Below are 15,938 nucleotides of genomic sequence, written 5' to 3' on the forward strand. Positions count from 1 at the left end.
TGCGTTATATATCAACGGATTATGCTTAAAACCTTCTGTTGGTTCTAGCTGGCCCGTTGCATCACTTTGTAGGCCTGCGCCATTCACCTGGGTGAGCGGCGCCGAGGACACAAAAGGAACGAGAACATGGCCAAAGCGCGCAAACCTGCCGCCTTCATCAAGGACCCCCTCTGGTACAAAGATGCGGTGGTCTATCAGGTTCACCTCAAGTCCTTCTACGACTCGAACAATGATGGCGTCGGTGATTTCCAAGGACTGATCGAGAAGCTCGATTACATCGCCGATCTAGGCGTCAATACGATCTGGTTGCTGCCTTTCTATCCATCGCCACGCCGTGACGATGGCTACGATATTGCCGAATACCGCGGTGTACATCCGGACTACGGCACCATGGCAGACGCTCGACGCTTCATCGCCGAGGCGCACAAGCGTGGGCTGCGTGTCATCACCGAGTTGGTCATCAACCATACCTCCGATCAGCATCCGTGGTTCCAGCGTGCGCGCAAAGCCAAGAAGGGCTCGGCGGCTCGTGACTTCTACGTCTGGTCGGACACCGACGACAAATACGACGGCACCCGGATCATCTTCCTCGATACCGAGACGTCGAACTGGACGTGGGACCCGGTTGCTCAGCAATACTTCTGGCACCGCTTCTATTCCCACCAGCCGGACCTGAATTTCGACAACCCGCAGGTAATGAAGGCGGTCTTGAGCGTCATGCGCTACTGGCTCGATCTCGGGATCGATGGCCTGCGTCTGGACGCGATTCCATACCTGGTCGAACGCGACGGCACCAATAACGAAAACCTCCCTGAAACCCACGTGGTGCTAAAGCAGATTCGCGCCGAGATCGACGCGAATTACCCAGACCGCATGCTACTGGCCGAGGCCAATCAATGGCCTGAAGACACGCAGCTGTACTTTGGCGGGGAAGACGGTGGATTGGGCGATGAATGCCATATGGCGTTTCACTTTCCGCTGATGCCGCGCATGTACATGGCGTTGGCGCAGGAAGACCGTTTCCCGATCACTGACATCCTCAGGCAGACGCCGGACATTCCGGAGAACTGCCAGTGGGCGATCTTCCTGCGTAACCATGACGAGCTGACGCTGGAAATGGTGACCGACAAGGAGCGTGATTACCTTTGGAACTATTACGCCAGTGACAAGCGTGCCCGGATCAACCTGGGCATTCGTCGTCGACTCGCACCGCTGCTGGAGCGTGATCGTCGGCGCATCGAATTGTTGAACAGTCTGCTCTTGTCCATGCCCGGCACACCGGTGATCTATTACGGTGACGAGATCGGCATGGGCGACAACATCTTTCTCGGCGACCGCGACGGTGTACGTACACCGATGCAATGGTCGGTGGACCGCAACGGCGGTTTCTCGCGCGCTGATCCGCCAAGCCTGGTGCTGCCGCCGATCATGGACCCGCTGTATGGCTATCAGGCGATCAACGTCGAGGCGCAGCAGCGTGATCCGCATTCGTTGCTGAACTGGACGCGTCGTTTGCTCTCCATTCGCAAGCAATTCAAGGCGTTCGGTCGTGGCACCTTGAAAATGCTGGCGCCGAGCAACCGCAGAATTCTTGCGTACATCCGCGAGTTCACCACGCCGACCGGCGAGACGGAGGTGATTTTCTGCGTGGCCAACGTATCGCGCTCGGCGCAGGCCGCGGAGCTGGAGCTTTCCCATTACGCCGGCATGGTGCCGGTAGAAATGGTGGGCGGCAGTGCCTTCCCCCCGATTGGCCAGCTGCCATACCTGCTGACGCTACCGCCTTTCGGCTTCTACTGGTTCCAGTTGGCAACCAGTCATCAAATGCCAAGTTGGCACCAGGAACCGGTGGAAACCATGCCTGACTTTCAAACCCTGGTGCTCAAGCGTCTCGACACGCTCACCACGGCCAACAAGAAGATTCTCGAGACCGAGGCCCTTCCAGCTTACCTGCCGAAGCGGCGCTGGTTCGCCAGCAAGGACGCCAAGATCGATTCGATCAAGATCTGCTACAGCGTCCCCTTCGGTAATCCGCAACGGCCGGTGCTGCTCAGCGAGGTTGCGGTGGAAGCCGCAGGGCGTACCGACATGTACCAGCTGCCGCTGGGCTTTCTCGATGAAGGCGAGTTCGATATCGCCTTGCCGCAGCAGTTGGCGATGGCGCGGGTTCGTCGAGGTCCCCAGGTTGGGCTGTTGACCGACGCCTTCGCGCTTAACCAGTTCGTGCTGGGCGTGATCCAGGCGCTGCGCGAGGGGCAGGTGCTGGCGTGCGGTGACGGAGAAATTCGTTTCGAGGCTATCGGTGGCCTTGCCGACATGGAGCTGCCGGCTGACGCCGAGGTTCGCTATCTCACGGCAGAGCAATCCAATAGCTCAGCGATCATCGGCAGCAGCATGATGATCAAGGTCCTGCGCCGGGTTTCTGCGGGCGTGCACCCCGAGCTGGAAATGGGGCGCTTCCTTACCGAGCAGGGCTTCACCCATATCTCGGCAATGCTCGGCCAGGTGACCCGCGTGGATAAGCAGGGTATGCAGCATGCGTTGATGGTCGTCCAGCGTTTCCTGGATAACCAGGGCGATGCCTGGGAATGGTCGCTCAATACACTGGACCGGGCGGTGCGCGATCAGATCGCTGGCGGGGTGTCGCTGCACGAAAATCAGTTCAGCGCGTTGGAGGAACTTGAAGCCTTCAACCGGTTGCTGGGACAACGCCTGGGCGAAATGCACATGGCGTTGGCAGCGCAAACCGATGACGCAGCCTTTGCCAGCGAGCCGACTCGCTCAGCCGACACCAAGGATTGGACCAAAGCCATTTCCGGTCAGGTCGAGCGCGCGCTGGATCTGCTGGAGAGCCGTCGTGGCGACCTGGACCGCAAGGGCGCAGGGCTCGTCGATCAACTGCAGAAGCAGCGCAAACAGCTGATGGGTGAGGTCAAGCGTCTGGCTGATCGGACCGTCGGTGGGCTGCGTATCCGGGTCCATGGCGACCTGCACCTTGGCCAGGTGCTAGTGGCCCAGGGTGATGCCTATTTCATCGACTTCGAGGGCGAACCGGCGCGTTCGCTTGAGGAACGCAGGAGCAAACTGAGCCCGTTCAAGGATGTCTCAGGGGTGTTGCGCTCCTTCGAATATGCCGCTGCGATGGTCATGCGCAATGCGCAGATCAGCGACAGCTCGGACTCGGCCGATCAGGCGCGTCGATCGATTTCCGAAACCTATCAGCAAAGCGCGCGTGCGGTCTTCCTTGAAGCCTATCGCGAGGCGACCAAGGATATGGCGCATGCCTGGAAGGACGCCGCGGGTGCCGATGCGGCATTGGCGCTGTTCAGCCTGGAGAAGACTGCGTATGAAGTGGCCTATGAGGCAGAGAACCGCCCGGCCTGGCTGTCCGTCCCGCTTCAGGGGCTGGCTGAACTGGCACAACAGATTTCCGATGGAGGTTCCCAATGAATGATCGTCCGGTCGTAACCATGCCCGGTGAAACCCTACTGCCCAATGACGCTGACGTCGACGCGCTTGTGCGTGCCGAACATGGCGACCCGTTTTCCATCCTGGGGCCGCATCCAGATGGCGACGGCCTGGTAATCCGTTCGTACCTGCCCAATGCCCTCGGCGTGGAAGTACTGGAGCGCACCGGCGGCCGAGTGCTTGCTGCGATGGAGCAGGGGCAGGTGCCCGGGTTCTTCTTTACCCGGTTGACCAATCCGCAGCCCTACCTGCTGAGAATTCGCTGGGCGGGCGGCGAGCAGGTCACCGAAGATCCTTACAGCTTCGGACCGCAGCTCGGCGAAGTCGATATGCACCTTTTCTCGGAGGGCAATCATCGTGAGATTGGCCTCGTCTTCGGAGCGCAGGTCCTGGAGGTTGATGGCGTGCAGGGCGTGCGCTTTGCCGTCTGGGCGCCGAATGCCCGTCGCGTCTCAGTTGTTGGGAGTTTCAATGGTTGGGATGGACGCCGTCATCCCATGCGTTCGCGCTTTCCATCAGGTGTCTGGGAAATCTTCATTCCCCGGTTGCAGCCTGGCGAAAGCTACAAGTACGAGATCCTGGGGCAGCACGGCATTCTGCCGCTCAAGGCCGACCCGATTGCGCTGGCAACCGAGCATCCCCCGGGTACGGCCTCGGTGATCGCCCGCCCGCTGGACTACGAGTGGAAGGACGAGGCGTGGCTGCAACAGCGTGCTGCACGGCAATCGGTCCAGGCCCCGATGACGATCTACGAATTGCATGCAGGCTCCTGGCGCCGTGATGGCGGTGACGATGGAAGGTTGTACGACTGGCACGAGCTGGCGGAGCGGCTGATTCCCTACGTCGTCGATATGGGCTTCACGCATATCGAGCTGATGCCGATCATGGAGCATCCGTTCGGCGGCTCATGGGGCTACCAGCTGCTGTCGCAATTCGCGCCCAGCGCGCGCTACGGCAATGCCCATGACTTCGCCGCATTCGTCGATGCCTGCCACAACGCTGGCATTGGCGTGATCCTCGACTGGGTACCCGCGCATTTCCCAACCGATGCACACGGTCTGGGCGAGTTCGACGGTACGGCGCTGTACGAATATGCGCACCCATTCGAAGGGTTCCATCAGGATTGGGACACCTATATCTACAACCTGGGGCGCACTGAGGTACACGGCTTCATGCTGGCGTCAGCGCTGCACTGGTTGCGTGAGTTCCACGTCGATGCGCTGCGCGTCGACGCGGTCGCTTCGATGCTGTACCGCGACTATTCGCGCAAGGAAGGCGAGTGGATTCCCAACCGCCACGGCGGACGCGAGAACCTGGAAGCGATCGACTTTCTGCGCCACTTGAACGACGTTGTCGCCACTGAAACGCCGGGCGCACTGGTGATCGCCGAGGAATCCACCGCGTTCCCAGGCGTGAGCAAACCAACTTCCGAGGGTGGATTGGGCTTTGCCTACAAGTGGAACATGGGTTGGATGCACGACACCCTCAAGTACATTCAGGAAGACCCGATCAACCGCCAGTATCATCATGACAAGCTCACCTTCGGCATGGTCTATGCCTACTCCGAGCATTTCGTTCTGCCGATCTCGCATGACGAAGTGGTGCACGGAAAAGGCTCACTGGTCGACAAGATGCCGGGCGATCGCTGGCAGAAGTTCGCCAATCTGCGGTCGTATCTGTCGTTCATGTGGGCGCATCCAGGCAAGAAGCTGCTGTTCATGGGCTGCGAGTTCGGCCAGTGGCGTGAATGGAACCATGACCGTGAGCTCGACTGGCATCTGCTCGAAGAGGCCGATCACCGTGGCACGCAGAATCTGGTTCGCGATTTGAATCGCCTGTACAGCCAGGAGCCTGCACTGCATGAGCTGGATGCCGATCCGAGTGGCTTCCAATGGCTGATTGGTGATGATCGCGCCAACAGTGTATTCGCCTGGCTGCGCAAGAGTTCGACGGGCCATCCGCTGCTGGTGGTCGGTAATTTCACGCCAGTCGTGCGTGAGAATTATCGGATTGGCGTGCCAGTGGACAGTCGCTGGTTGGAAATCTTCAACAGCGATGCCGAGTGCTATGGCGGCTCCAATGTCGGTAATGGCGGCGGAATACTGGCCGAGGAGGTGCCTGCGCACGGGCAGGAGAGATCGCTCTCGTTAACCTTGCCGCCGCTGGGTGTGATCATCCTACGACCGCAAGTCTAGTAGAGCAGTGGGGGCCCGCTTGCGGGCCTCACGTATGAAAAAGCCGGGACCTGGGTCCCGGCTTTTTCATGTCCGTCTCGCGCTCAGTATTAGCCGCTGCTTTTCACTGAATCGCGCCTTGCTCAGCCAATGTCAGGCGCGTCGGGTGGAATGCAGCGAAAGCGTCAGGTCGCTGTACGAGGTTGCTCCTCTGCCTGGTCCTCAGTTTCTGGCTCTGTGGAATCCTGGCGCGAACGCAGCTTCTTCGCACCGGCTTCAAGCACCACGTACACGATAGTGGCGAAGAACAGCGGTACCAGAAAATACACCACCCGATAACCAATCAATCCGCCCACTATCGCGCCCTTGCTCATGTCGTCGGCCAGAGCTGCAACGAATACGGCCTCGATCACCCCCAGGCCCGCTGGTATGTGGGCCACGACGCCAGCGATGCTGCTGATCATCAGGATTCCCAGGACTTCGGGGTAGGGTGCCTTCTGCGAAAGCATGAAATAAACCACCAGCGCCATCAGCGACCAGTTCGTAGCGCCGAGTAGCATCTGCACCACGGCCAGGCGCAGGGACGGCAGATGTATTTCATGCTTGCGGATGGTCCAGTGACGTCGTTTGGAGAAGCCACAGGCCCAGAGGTACACCACCGCGAAGGCCAGCATGGCGCCGCCAAGCACGCGCAACGCCGTGTGGCCGATTTCCCATGAATCAGGCGGCGTAATCCAGCCCAGCACGAAAATCAGGCCAGCCAGCCAGATGTATCCCAGCCAGTTGGTCAGCACGCTCATGGTGAAGACACGGGTGATCTGCGCTGGCTTCAATCCGAAACGCGAATACAGCCGGAAGCGCAAGGCGATGCCACCTACCCAGGCACTCAGATTGAGATTGAATGCGTAGCAGACGAAGGTAACCGGCAGAATTTGACGGATGGGCAGGTTGTGCTTGGCGTACTGCCGCCCCAATACATCGAAGAAGCAGTAGACGACGTAACTGGCAAACGCCGCTGCGCCGGCCATCCACAAGGTCTTCGCGTTGTAGTTGCGTAGGGTGTTGTACACCTCGTTCCAATCGACATTGCGGGCCAGCCCGATCAGCAGGCCCGCAACGAGAATGAAGAACACATAGGTCAGGATCTTCTTGATCAATGGCCAGCGGCGTTTCCAGCCGCTCTCAGCCTTTGCAGGTGCAGACGCGGTCATGGCTGATCCCTTTGCAATGGAGCTGGCGTTGGCTCCACCGGTTCAGGATCGAGCAACTGCAACTTCGGTCGATGCGCCGGGAAGAAGCCGACCAGCTGCGGGAAATGCCGCAGGAAGTGAAAGATGAGGAACGCTAGCGGCGCACGCCACCAGTAGCCGCGAATCATGCGCTCCAACGGAATACGACGGCAGTGTTCCTGCAACAGTTGATCGAGCTTCTCGTGCAGCTGACGGTTGAACACGTGATCGCGGATGATCAGGTTCGCTTCGAGATTGAGTGACAGGCTGAGCGGATCGAGGTTGCTGGAGCCCACGGTTGACCATTCGTAGTCCACCAGCGCGACCTTGCCATGCAAGGGCCGACGGCAATACTCGTGGATCTCCACACCATCACTCATGAGGTAGTTGTAGAGCATCCGGGCGCCGAACTTCGCGATAGGCATATCCGGCTCGCCCTGCAGAATCAGCCGTACACGAACACCGCGGCGCGCTGCATTGCGGATCTCGCGCAGCACTCGATAGCCCGGAAAGAAATAGGCATTGGCGATGACAAGCCGCGAGCGAGCATCGCGGATGGCCTGCAAATAATGCTGCTCGATGTCGTTGCGGTGGTCGTTGTTGTCACGTGTGACAAACAACGCTCGCGCCTCACCCCGACTGGCACCCACGTAGCCGTTGCTTTGCGTACGCACACGGCGTTGCCACCAACGGCGGTTCGATTGGGCGGGTGCAATGGTGCTGAGGGCGAAGCGATGAATGTCATGCACCACGGGGCCTTCGACCTGCATGGCATAGTCCTGCTTGGCCGCAGGGCCGAAGTCGCCGAGGTGGTCCGCTGAGAAGTTGATGCCTCCGATAAAGGCCAGGGTGCCATCGATGACCACGATCTTGCGGTGCATGCGGCGGAACACATTGACGCGCTTGCCAAGCAGCCGTTTGCCGGGATCGAACATGTGGATGCGCACGCCGGCGCGAGTCATCGCTGCGGCGAACTCGCCATCGAGGTCCGCGGAGCCATAGCCGTCGACCGTTACGTCGACGCTCACGCCGCGCTGCGCCGCCGCGATCAGCACCTGTTGCAGTTCGGTTCCCACCTTATCCTTAAAGAAGATGAAGGTTTCCAGCAGGACTTCCTTTTCGGCGGCCGCAATGGCCTCGAACACGGTAGGGAAGAACTCCTCACCGTTTTCCAGCAACTGAAGACGATTCCCGTCTCTCCAGTGAAAATTCATAGGTGTATCTCCACCGCCAAGGGCAGATGATCGGACAAGTGTGTCCAGGGTTTGTTACCAAGTATTTGTGCCTTGTGGCTTGTGGCATTCCGTACGTAGATGCGATCCAGGCGCAGCATGGGCCAGCGCGCCGGGAAGGTTTTAGCCACCTTGCCGTGGGAGACTTCGAACACCTCGTGCATACCGGCGCAGCGATCGAGCACCCGGACGCCTTTCAAGCGCCAGTCGTTGAAGTCGCCGGCAACTACTACCGGGGCGTCTTTGGGCAGGGAGTCGAGCAACTCGCAGAGCAGCGCCAGTTGCTGCTGTCGATGACTCTCGCGCAGGCCCAGATGCACGCATATGGCGTGGAACTCGTCGTGCCCCGGGACTTGAAGGACGCTGTGCAGCAACCCGCGGCGTTCAGGGCCGGCGATGGATATGTCCAGGTTCTCGTAGCGCGTGATTGGAAATTTCGAAAGCAGCGCATTGCCGTGGTCACCATCGGGGTAGACCGCGTTACGTCCGTAAGCGAAATCGGTCCAGATGCTATCGGCGAGAAATTCGTACTGGGACATCTTTGGCCAGTCGTGGAACTTCATCGCGTGCTTCTCATGAGTGCCTAGCACTTCCTGCAGAAACACGATATCGGCAGAAACCGACCGCACTGCCTCACGTAGCTCCGGGAGGATGAACCGGCGGTTCAGTGCGGTGAAGCCTTTGTGGGTGTTAACGGTCAGCAGGCGGATCGAATTGACCGCCGTGGACATGTGGGCGTCCAGATCGCTGCTGTCGAGCGGGTGGTTTTTATCCAGATTCAATCCAATGCTCCTTCCAGGTGGCCCGGAGTGGTCTCCAGGTCTTCCTCCAGCCCAAGTCTGCGCAACAGCTGTCGCGCGTCGTAAGGCGCTCGTACTTTCACGTCGTTATCGAAATAGCAGTAGATGTCGCGGGCCTTGCGTGCCGGCGGCTTGGTTTCGGATATTAGGTGGGCGTCTTCAGGCTGCTTGCCCTGGCTCCAGAGCGTGATGCGCTTGGACCAGTTATCCAGCGCCTGATCGGTATAACCGCTGGTGTAAAGCTCCTCCGCGCCGTGCAGACGGATGTATACGAAGTCGCCGGTAAGGTCTTCGCGGTAAGGCCATTTGCCTGCGGTATCGGCGACTACCAGCGCAACCTTGTACTTGCGCAGCAGCGCAATGAACGCGGGGTCGACAAAGCTCTCATTGCGAATCTCCACGGCGTGTCGCAGCTTTCGCTTGCGGTCGATCTTCAGATAGCTACGGCCTTCCATCCGTTCTTCGCATCCCTTGGCCATCTCCAGTGCCGCCTCGGTGTCATGGGGCAGCAACGAAAGAAAGGTCTCGAAGCTTTCGGGATCGAACTTGAACGAAGGTGGGAACTGCCAGAGGATCGGCCCGAGCTTGTCCTTTAGGGCCAGTACACCGGAGGCCAGAAAGTTGGCGATGGGCTTCTCTACATCGCGTAACCGCAGAATGTGCGTGATATAGCGTGGAGCCTTTACGCTGAATACGAAGCCCTTGGGTGTCTCTTCGTACCAGCCGGCATATAGCTCAGGTCGCTGCAGCGAATAAAACGATCCATTGATTTCGATGCTGCTCACCGCTCGCGAAGCGAACTTCAATTCGTTCTTCTGGGTAAGCCCCTTCGGGTAGAAGTCCCCCCGCCAGGGTGCATAGCGCCAGCCCGACATTCCGATATGGATGGCTGCCATCGAGGTCTCCTACCCTGGGTTCTGCAAACTGGTCGGCTCGATGGCCGAGAAGCTGCCAGCGACGCTCTTATCGATGATGCAGCGAGCGGTGGCGTAGGTCGAAGCCGTGATGCACGGTTCGGCAACGTTGTCGAGGCTGAAATGGCCGACACCGTGATCAACGACAGCTTTCATGGCTACTCCGTTACGCTTCATCCAGACCCATGGGCCTCGAACAACTGAATGATGGGTGACGTCCTGCGGCCATTCGCGGTCAGCGCGGAACCTGTGCTGCTTTCGATGGACCAGGGCGGGTCACAGATAACTCAGCACCGGCAATGCCTAGCAGGTGCACTTTCATTCCGACTGATAGCGGCTTTGGCGGTTCATCTTTTTTCTGACATAAGGGCGCAACGTTGGCGCAGGTGGGCCGTTTCGGTGAGTCGAGCGGGGCGGCAACATGGCTGTCGCAGCGGTCAGCGTTAGCGCATGCGTTCAGGCGCGCTCCACATCCCAGGGCAGTTCACCGGAAAAGGATTCAACGAGAAAGTCGATCATCGCGCGCACCTTGGCGGTTGGGCGGCGGTCCGGCGGGTAGACAACGTGGATGCCCCCAACACTCAGCGGCGGCTGATCCAGTACCACGGTCACCAAATCACCCCGACCCAGCGCTGCGGAAACGATGAACAGCGGTTGGTAGATCAAGCCTTGATCACCAACGGCGGCCGCCACCAGAGCCGCGCCGTTGTTGGCCACGAGATTGCCTTCGATGGGTACGCGAATTTCAGCGGCAGCACCAAACGCCCATTCGCGGCCACCGTGTAGCGAGGAAAGACTGTAGCCAAGGCAGTTATGGGTCGCGAGATCACTTACTTTTCTGGGAGTGCCATGCCGCGCCAGGTAGCCAGGGGATGCGCAGACAAGCATTGGACTATCGGCCAGCCGCCTGGCTTGTAGAGGACTGTCGGCGAGGCGACCGATACGCACAGCCATGTCCCAGCTCCCGTCAATCAGGTCAACCTGGCTGTCCGTGAGGCCTAGTTCAACCTTGACTGCCGGGTGCCTCTGGCTGAACTCGGGCATCAATGGCGCGATGAAACGCGTGCCAAATGACAGGGGCACATTCATGCGTAGCAGCCCGGTGGCCTCGACCCGTTGCGAGGCAACGCTGGCTTCTGCCTCGTCGATCTCCGGCAAAATGCGCTGGCAAGCATCCAGATAGCTGATTCCGGCGGGAGTGAGGTTCAGGCGGCGCGTGCTGCGATGGAAGAGTTTGACTCCAAGGCGGGCCTCCAACGCATCGATGTGCTTGGTGGCCATGGCGGGGGACATGCCCATTCGCCGCGCCGCTGCGGAGAGTGAGCCAGCACTAGCAGCTCGGGTGAATACCCGCATCCCAGTGATTCGATCGAGCATTGAGCTCCTACTCCTGGTTGGAACTGTTGAGCCCTTTTACTTGGTTCATGCCAAACGCAGTGTAATCCATACTCACCACTCAGCTATGAATACGAGGGCGCTATGGGCAATTCGGATAACCCGACCGGCAAGAATCCGATGCCGACGCTATTCATTCCGCATGGAGCGGGCCCATGCTTTTTCATGGACTGGGACCCGGTCGATACCTGGGATCGAATGGCGGCCTTTCTGAAGAGCATTGCGCAGACGCTGCCGCAGCGACCAACCGCCATAGTGGTGATATCAGGGCACTGGCTGGAAGCCGAGGTCATGGTCACTGGGAGTGCGGCGCCGAAGCTCATCTACGACTACGGCGGCTTCCCGGCGCACACCTACGCGTTGCGCTACCCGGCGCCGGGCGAACCTGCATTGGCTACGCGGCTGGTCGAATTGCTGGCGAATGCCGGGATCGCTGCAGGCATCGACCTGCAGCGCGGCTTCGACCATGGCATGTTCATACCGATGAAACTGATGTTTCCTGATGCGCAGACGCCAGTGGTGCAGCTTTCGCTGCGCAAGGATCTTGATCCAAGGGCCCATATCGAGATCGGTCACGCCATCGCCTCATTGCGTGACGAGGGCGTGTTGATCATTGGTAGCGGGATGAGCTTCCATAACATGCGCGGGTACGGTGACCCTCGTTTCGGTCCGGTGTCTGATACGTTCGATGCGTGGCTTACCGCTGCGGTTGAATCCGGGCGCGAGCAACGTGAGGAAGAATTGGCACGGTGGGACAAGGCCCCCATGGCACGACTGTGCCATCCACCTCGACAAGAAGAGCACCTGCTGCCACTGCTGGTTGCCGCCGGCGCAGGAGGGCAGTCCGAGGGACGCAGCATATTCAGCGAGCGCGTGCTGGAAACTACGCTTTCAGCCTATCGTTTCGGCTGATCGCAACGAACAGCTTTGAATCAATGGAGAACGAACCAGATGTTTGAATCGCACACACACGTCGTCACAGCCAATGCCGAGCGTTTGACCAAAAGGCTGAGCAACCACTGGCGTCACAAGTTTCCGGTGGAGACCGATTCCAAGGGTGCCGAGATCAAATTGCCGATTGGGGTCTGCGGTCTGCAGAGCGTCGATGGGGGGCTTGGCGTAAGAGTGCAGGCCGCCGAAGAGGATCAGTTGGAGCGTCTGCAAACCGTCGTTGCCGATCACTTGCAGCGAATGGCTGGAGATGAGGCGCTGACATTCGCCTGGTCTTGAGCGACCGAGTTTGTTGCGTTGTGCCTGCTACTGGAATCGCTCGGGATCATCGAACGCCGATAGCGGGCACGCCAACGCTTCAATTCGCTCCAGCGCCGTCAAGCATCACGACCCAGCGCCGGATGTTCTAAGGTCGCCCTTTCAGCTGCGCGTCAGTTCGAAGCGAAATTGGGTAGCGAACTGACCGGGCGAGAGAAGCGGAAGGGAATTGAAACCAGCGAATCTCCATAGTGCTTCTGCACTACGAAGTGCAGGTGAGGCCCGGTGCTACGGCCGGTGTTTCCGGAGTGGCCAAGAAGAGCGCCGGCTCTGACCTGTTGTCCCTCTTTCACTTTCACCGAGCCTTGCTTGAGGTGCAGATAGGCGCTGTGGGTACCGTCGTCATGGACGATCCGCACATAATTTCCGGCAGGGTCAGGCATACGCCCAGCCTGGCCGTCGCGAGTCGTCAATACCGTTCCGGCGCGTGCAGCCACGATCGGCGTACCTACCGGCATAGCCACGTCCACGGCATAGCGGCCTTTGGGGGAGTTGTGACTGAAGTCTCCGCCTGCGCCCTGGGAGATATGGAATGGCCCTCCTTTCCAAGGCAATGCGTAGGCATATCCGCCCACCGAGCCCTTTTTGTTAGGGTCGGGTGAATAGATCAGCGAATAGTTGAAAGATTGCTGAAACATCAACGGGTAGGCGGGCTGGCGCTTACGCAGCGTTGCGATGCGCATGCGGGTCCGGGCAGGGACGGTCTTGCGAACCACGCCTGAGCCAACGCCCGTTACGTTGACCATACGCGTCAGGCGAAGCACTACCTCGACAGGTACGTCCGTGTCGTTCTGCACGTCCATGGCTTTCCCTGTCCCATGGCGATTGACTAACAGCCGAACATTACCGGGCTTAGCTGCTGGCAGCGTTGCGTTGGTGATGGCGCCAGCGGCGAAAGCGGGCAGGGAGGTAGCGGGAATAGAGAGCAATAAAGAAAGGGCAATGATCAGCCGGGTCGAAGCCATAGAGATGTGGTCCGTCACGGATGGGAAAACTGCCTGCGGCAGGCAGGACAAATCCGTTGGTTTCATGAGTGCCGCGCAGGGGTTCGGACTAAAGAGTACAGTTAGGGTTCACTACCGCACGTCGACTTCCACCCAACGATTGAGGGTTAATCCGGCCCTGTTCCAAAGACCCGAATATCAACCTGCAGAAACAACTAGGCCCCGATATTCGGGGCCCGGTTGTTAACTCAATGACGCTCTATCACTGCTCTTCTTCCTTTATCAGCTCAAGCAGGAGCATCGAGCGACCGGTCAGAGCGTACTGGTCGTTGAATTCGAAGCGCTCGGCTCGGGCATTCGGATTATTGGTATCGATCAAACGATTCCAATAGATGCCCTGCGGGACTTCGGGCAGGCTGAAGTTGACAACGTCGTGATGGGAATTGACGACCAGCAGCAGGGTGGCGTCAGAGCCTGTACGGCGGATGCCGGTCGGCTGTGCACGCCCATCGAGCAACATACCCATGCAGCGGTTGTTGCCGTCTTCCCAATGCTCGACGCTCATTTCCTCGCCATGCGGTGCCAGCCAGGTCACGTCCTTAACGCCAAGCTCCTCGTTGTACGCGCCGACGAGGAAGCGTCCGCGACGCAGCATCGGATAGCGCTGACGCAAACGAATCAGCTTACGGACGAAAGCTTGCAGCGACCGCCCTTCATCCGGAATCTCCCAGTTGACCCAGCCAATCTCGCTGTCCTGGCAGTAAGCGTTGTTATTGCCATGCTGAGTGCGCGCAAATTCGTCACCCGCCACGATCATCGGCGTGCCCTGGGAGAACAGGAGCGTGGCGAAGAAGTTGCGCATCTGGCGGAAGCGCAGTTCGTTAATTTCCGGGTCGTCCGTCGGGCCTTCGACGCCGTGGTTCCAGGATATGTTGTTGCTGGAGCCATCCCGGTTGCCTTCGTCGTTCGCTTCGTTGTGCTTGTCGTTGTAGGAGACAAGGTCATTGAGGGTAAAACCGTCGTGGGCAGTGATGAAGTTCACCGAGCTGAACGGACGCCGTCCACGCTGGTTGAACAGGTCGCCAGAGCCGGTCAGGCGCGCTGCAAAATCCGGCAGCTGGTCGCCATCGCCTTTCCAGAAGGCTCGCACGGTATCGCGGTACTGGTCGTTCCACTCGGCCCAGCCGGGCGGGAAACCCCCGACCTGATAGCCACCTGGGCCGCAGTCCCAGGGTTCTGCGATCAGTTTGGTCTTGGCCAGCACCGGGTCCTGACGACAGGCGACGAGGAAGCCGTGGCGCTCATCGTAGCCGTCGTGCTCGCGGCCCAGAATGGTTGCCAGGTCGAAACGGAAACCATCGACGTGCATCTCTTCAGCCCAGTAGCGCAGGGAGTCGGTGACCATCTGCACCACACAAGGGTGGCTCATGTCGAGGGTGTTGCCCGTGCCGGAATCGTTGATGTAGTAACGCTTGTCGTCCGGCATCAACCGGTAGTACGAGGCGTTGTCGATACCGCGCATGGACAGGGTAGGGCCGAGCTCATTGCCCTCGGCGGTGTGGTTATAGACCACGTCGAGGATTACCTCGAGATCCGCATTGTGCAGGTGCGCGACCATTTCCTTGAATTCGCTGATCTTGCCGCTGGCGAGATACTTGGGGTGCGGCGCGAAGAACGCGATGCTGTTGTAACCCCAGTAGTTGCTCATACCCTTTTCCAGCAGATGCTGGTCTTGGACATAGGCATGAATCGGCAGGAATTCGATGGACGAAACCCCGAGCTTGCGCACGTAATCGATCACTTCAGGTGTCTTGAAGCCACCAAAGGTGCCGCGCATGTCCTCGGCAACCGAGGGATGCTGCATGGTGAAACCACGTACGTGGGTTTCATAGATGATCGTACGATCCCAAGGCACTTGAACCGGGCGATCGTGGCCCCAGGTGAAGGCAGGATCGATGATCTTGCACTTGGGCACGAATGGCGCGCTGTCGCGTTCGTCGTAGCTCAGGTCACCATCAGGATGCCCAATGGTGTAACCGAACAGTGCTTCGGACCATTTCAGCTCACCGACCAACTGCTTGGCGTACGGGTCGATCAGCAGCTTGTTCGGGTTGAAACGATGGCCGTTTTTGGGATCGTACGGGCCGTGCACGCGGTAGCCGTAGATCTGTCCGGGGTGAGCGTCGGGCAGGTAGCCGTGCCAGATCTCGTCGGTGTATTCCGGAAGTTCGATTCGCTCGAGTTCCGTTTCGCCATCGGTATCGAACAGGCACAGCTCAACCTTGGTGGCGTTCGCGGAGAAGATCGCGAAATTGACTCCCAACCCATCCCACGTAGCGCCAAGCGGGAAAGGCTGTCCTTCACGTATGCGTGAAGGGTTAAGAATCTCTGGCGCCGCAGGTGTCTTTTTACTCATGTACTCTCCGATGACGGCTCGGGGTCGAGCCTCTGCAAGGCGATTGGACGCCACGGAGGTCCGGCTTTCTGAGAGGCCGGATCGCTCCGTGGCGACA

12 protein-coding genes are annotated in these 15,938 nt (G+C 59.3%); 4 read left to right on the plus strand and 8 right to left on the minus strand.

The window, feature by feature from the left end:
* The first annotated feature begins 126 nt into the window (after positions 1 to 126).
* Both treS and glgB read left to right on the plus strand, forming a co-directional pair.
* Entirely contained in the window at positions 127 to 3,450 is a 3,324-nt protein-coding gene (gene treS / locus EA797_RS14510) for a maltose alpha-D-glucosyltransferase (protein WP_122166438.1), read from the plus strand.
* Entirely contained in the window at positions 3,447 to 5,663 is a 2,217-nt protein-coding gene (glgB, locus tag EA797_RS14515; RefSeq protein ID WP_122166440.1) for a 1,4-alpha-glucan branching protein GlgB, read from the plus strand. The genes treS and glgB overlap by 4 nt, the downstream gene beginning before the upstream one ends.
* Positions 5,664 to 5,827: 164 nt before the next feature.
* Here glgB and EA797_RS14520 read toward each other — a convergent pair whose 3' ends face one another.
* The 6 genes from EA797_RS14520 to EA797_RS14540 all read right to left on the minus strand — a co-directional run bounded on the left by EA797_RS14520 (position 5,828) and on the right by EA797_RS14540 (position 11,194).
* On the minus strand, positions 5,828 to 6,853 hold the full coding sequence (locus tag EA797_RS14520) for a lysylphosphatidylglycerol synthase domain-containing protein (RefSeq protein WP_122166442.1): 1,026 nt from the start codon (positions 6,851 to 6,853) through the stop codon (positions 5,828 to 5,830).
* A complete protein-coding gene (clsB, locus tag EA797_RS14525; protein ID WP_122166444.1) occupies positions 6,850 to 8,085 on the minus strand; it encodes a cardiolipin synthase ClsB in 1,236 nt (411 codons plus the stop codon). The genes EA797_RS14520 and clsB overlap by 4 nt, the downstream gene beginning before the upstream one ends.
* A complete protein-coding gene (locus tag EA797_RS14530; RefSeq protein WP_122166446.1) occupies positions 8,082 to 8,885 on the minus strand; it encodes an endonuclease/exonuclease/phosphatase family protein in 804 nt (267 codons plus the stop codon). Before EA797_RS14530 ends, clsB begins: the two co-directional genes overlap by 4 nt.
* Positions 8,882 to 9,799 (minus strand): DUF72 domain-containing protein, encoded by a 918-nt coding sequence (locus tag EA797_RS14535; protein ID WP_122166448.1) that lies wholly within the window; start codon positions 9,797 to 9,799, stop codon positions 8,882 to 8,884. The genes EA797_RS14530 and EA797_RS14535 overlap by 4 nt, the downstream gene beginning before the upstream one ends.
* Before the next feature lie 9 nt (positions 9,800 to 9,808).
* A complete protein-coding gene (locus EA797_RS21850; RefSeq protein WP_167468822.1) occupies positions 9,809 to 9,973 on the minus strand; it encodes a hypothetical protein in 165 nt (54 codons plus the stop codon).
* Positions 9,974 to 10,273: 300 nt separating this feature from the next.
* Positions 10,274 to 11,194, minus strand: coding sequence for a LysR family transcriptional regulator (locus EA797_RS14540; RefSeq protein ID WP_122166450.1), 921 nt, complete (start codon positions 11,192 to 11,194; stop codon positions 10,274 to 10,276).
* Positions 11,195 to 11,296: 102 nt separating this feature from the next.
* On the opposite strand from EA797_RS14540, the gene EA797_RS14545 reads away from it, so the two are divergent.
* Both EA797_RS14545 and EA797_RS14550 read left to right on the plus strand, forming a co-directional pair.
* Positions 11,297 to 12,124: a DODA-type extradiol aromatic ring-opening family dioxygenase gene (locus EA797_RS14545; protein ID WP_244214125.1), complete on the plus strand. Its 828-nt coding sequence runs from the start codon at positions 11,297 to 11,299 to the stop codon at positions 12,122 to 12,124.
* 39 nt (positions 12,125 to 12,163) lie between these two features.
* Positions 12,164 to 12,442, plus strand: coding sequence for a DUF2218 domain-containing protein (locus EA797_RS14550; protein WP_122166452.1), 279 nt, complete (start codon positions 12,164 to 12,166; stop codon positions 12,440 to 12,442).
* A 152-nt stretch (positions 12,443 to 12,594) separates the two neighbouring features.
* Here the strand turns inward: EA797_RS14550 and EA797_RS14555 are convergent, their stop codons facing one another.
* Positions 12,595 to 13,446: a M23 family metallopeptidase gene (locus tag EA797_RS14555; RefSeq protein WP_122166454.1), complete on the minus strand. Its 852-nt coding sequence runs from the start codon at positions 13,444 to 13,446 to the stop codon at positions 12,595 to 12,597.
* A 241-nt stretch (positions 13,447 to 13,687) separates the two neighbouring features.
* Positions 13,688 to 15,841 (minus strand): glycogen debranching protein GlgX, encoded by a 2,154-nt coding sequence (gene glgX, locus EA797_RS14560; protein WP_122166456.1) that lies wholly within the window; start codon positions 15,839 to 15,841, stop codon positions 13,688 to 13,690.
* Positions 15,842 to 15,938: the final 97 nt, after the last annotated feature.

Source organism: Stutzerimonas zhaodongensis (genome assembly GCF_003696365.1).
Lineage (GTDB): Bacteria > Pseudomonadota > Gammaproteobacteria > Pseudomonadales > Pseudomonadaceae > Stutzerimonas > Stutzerimonas zhaodongensis.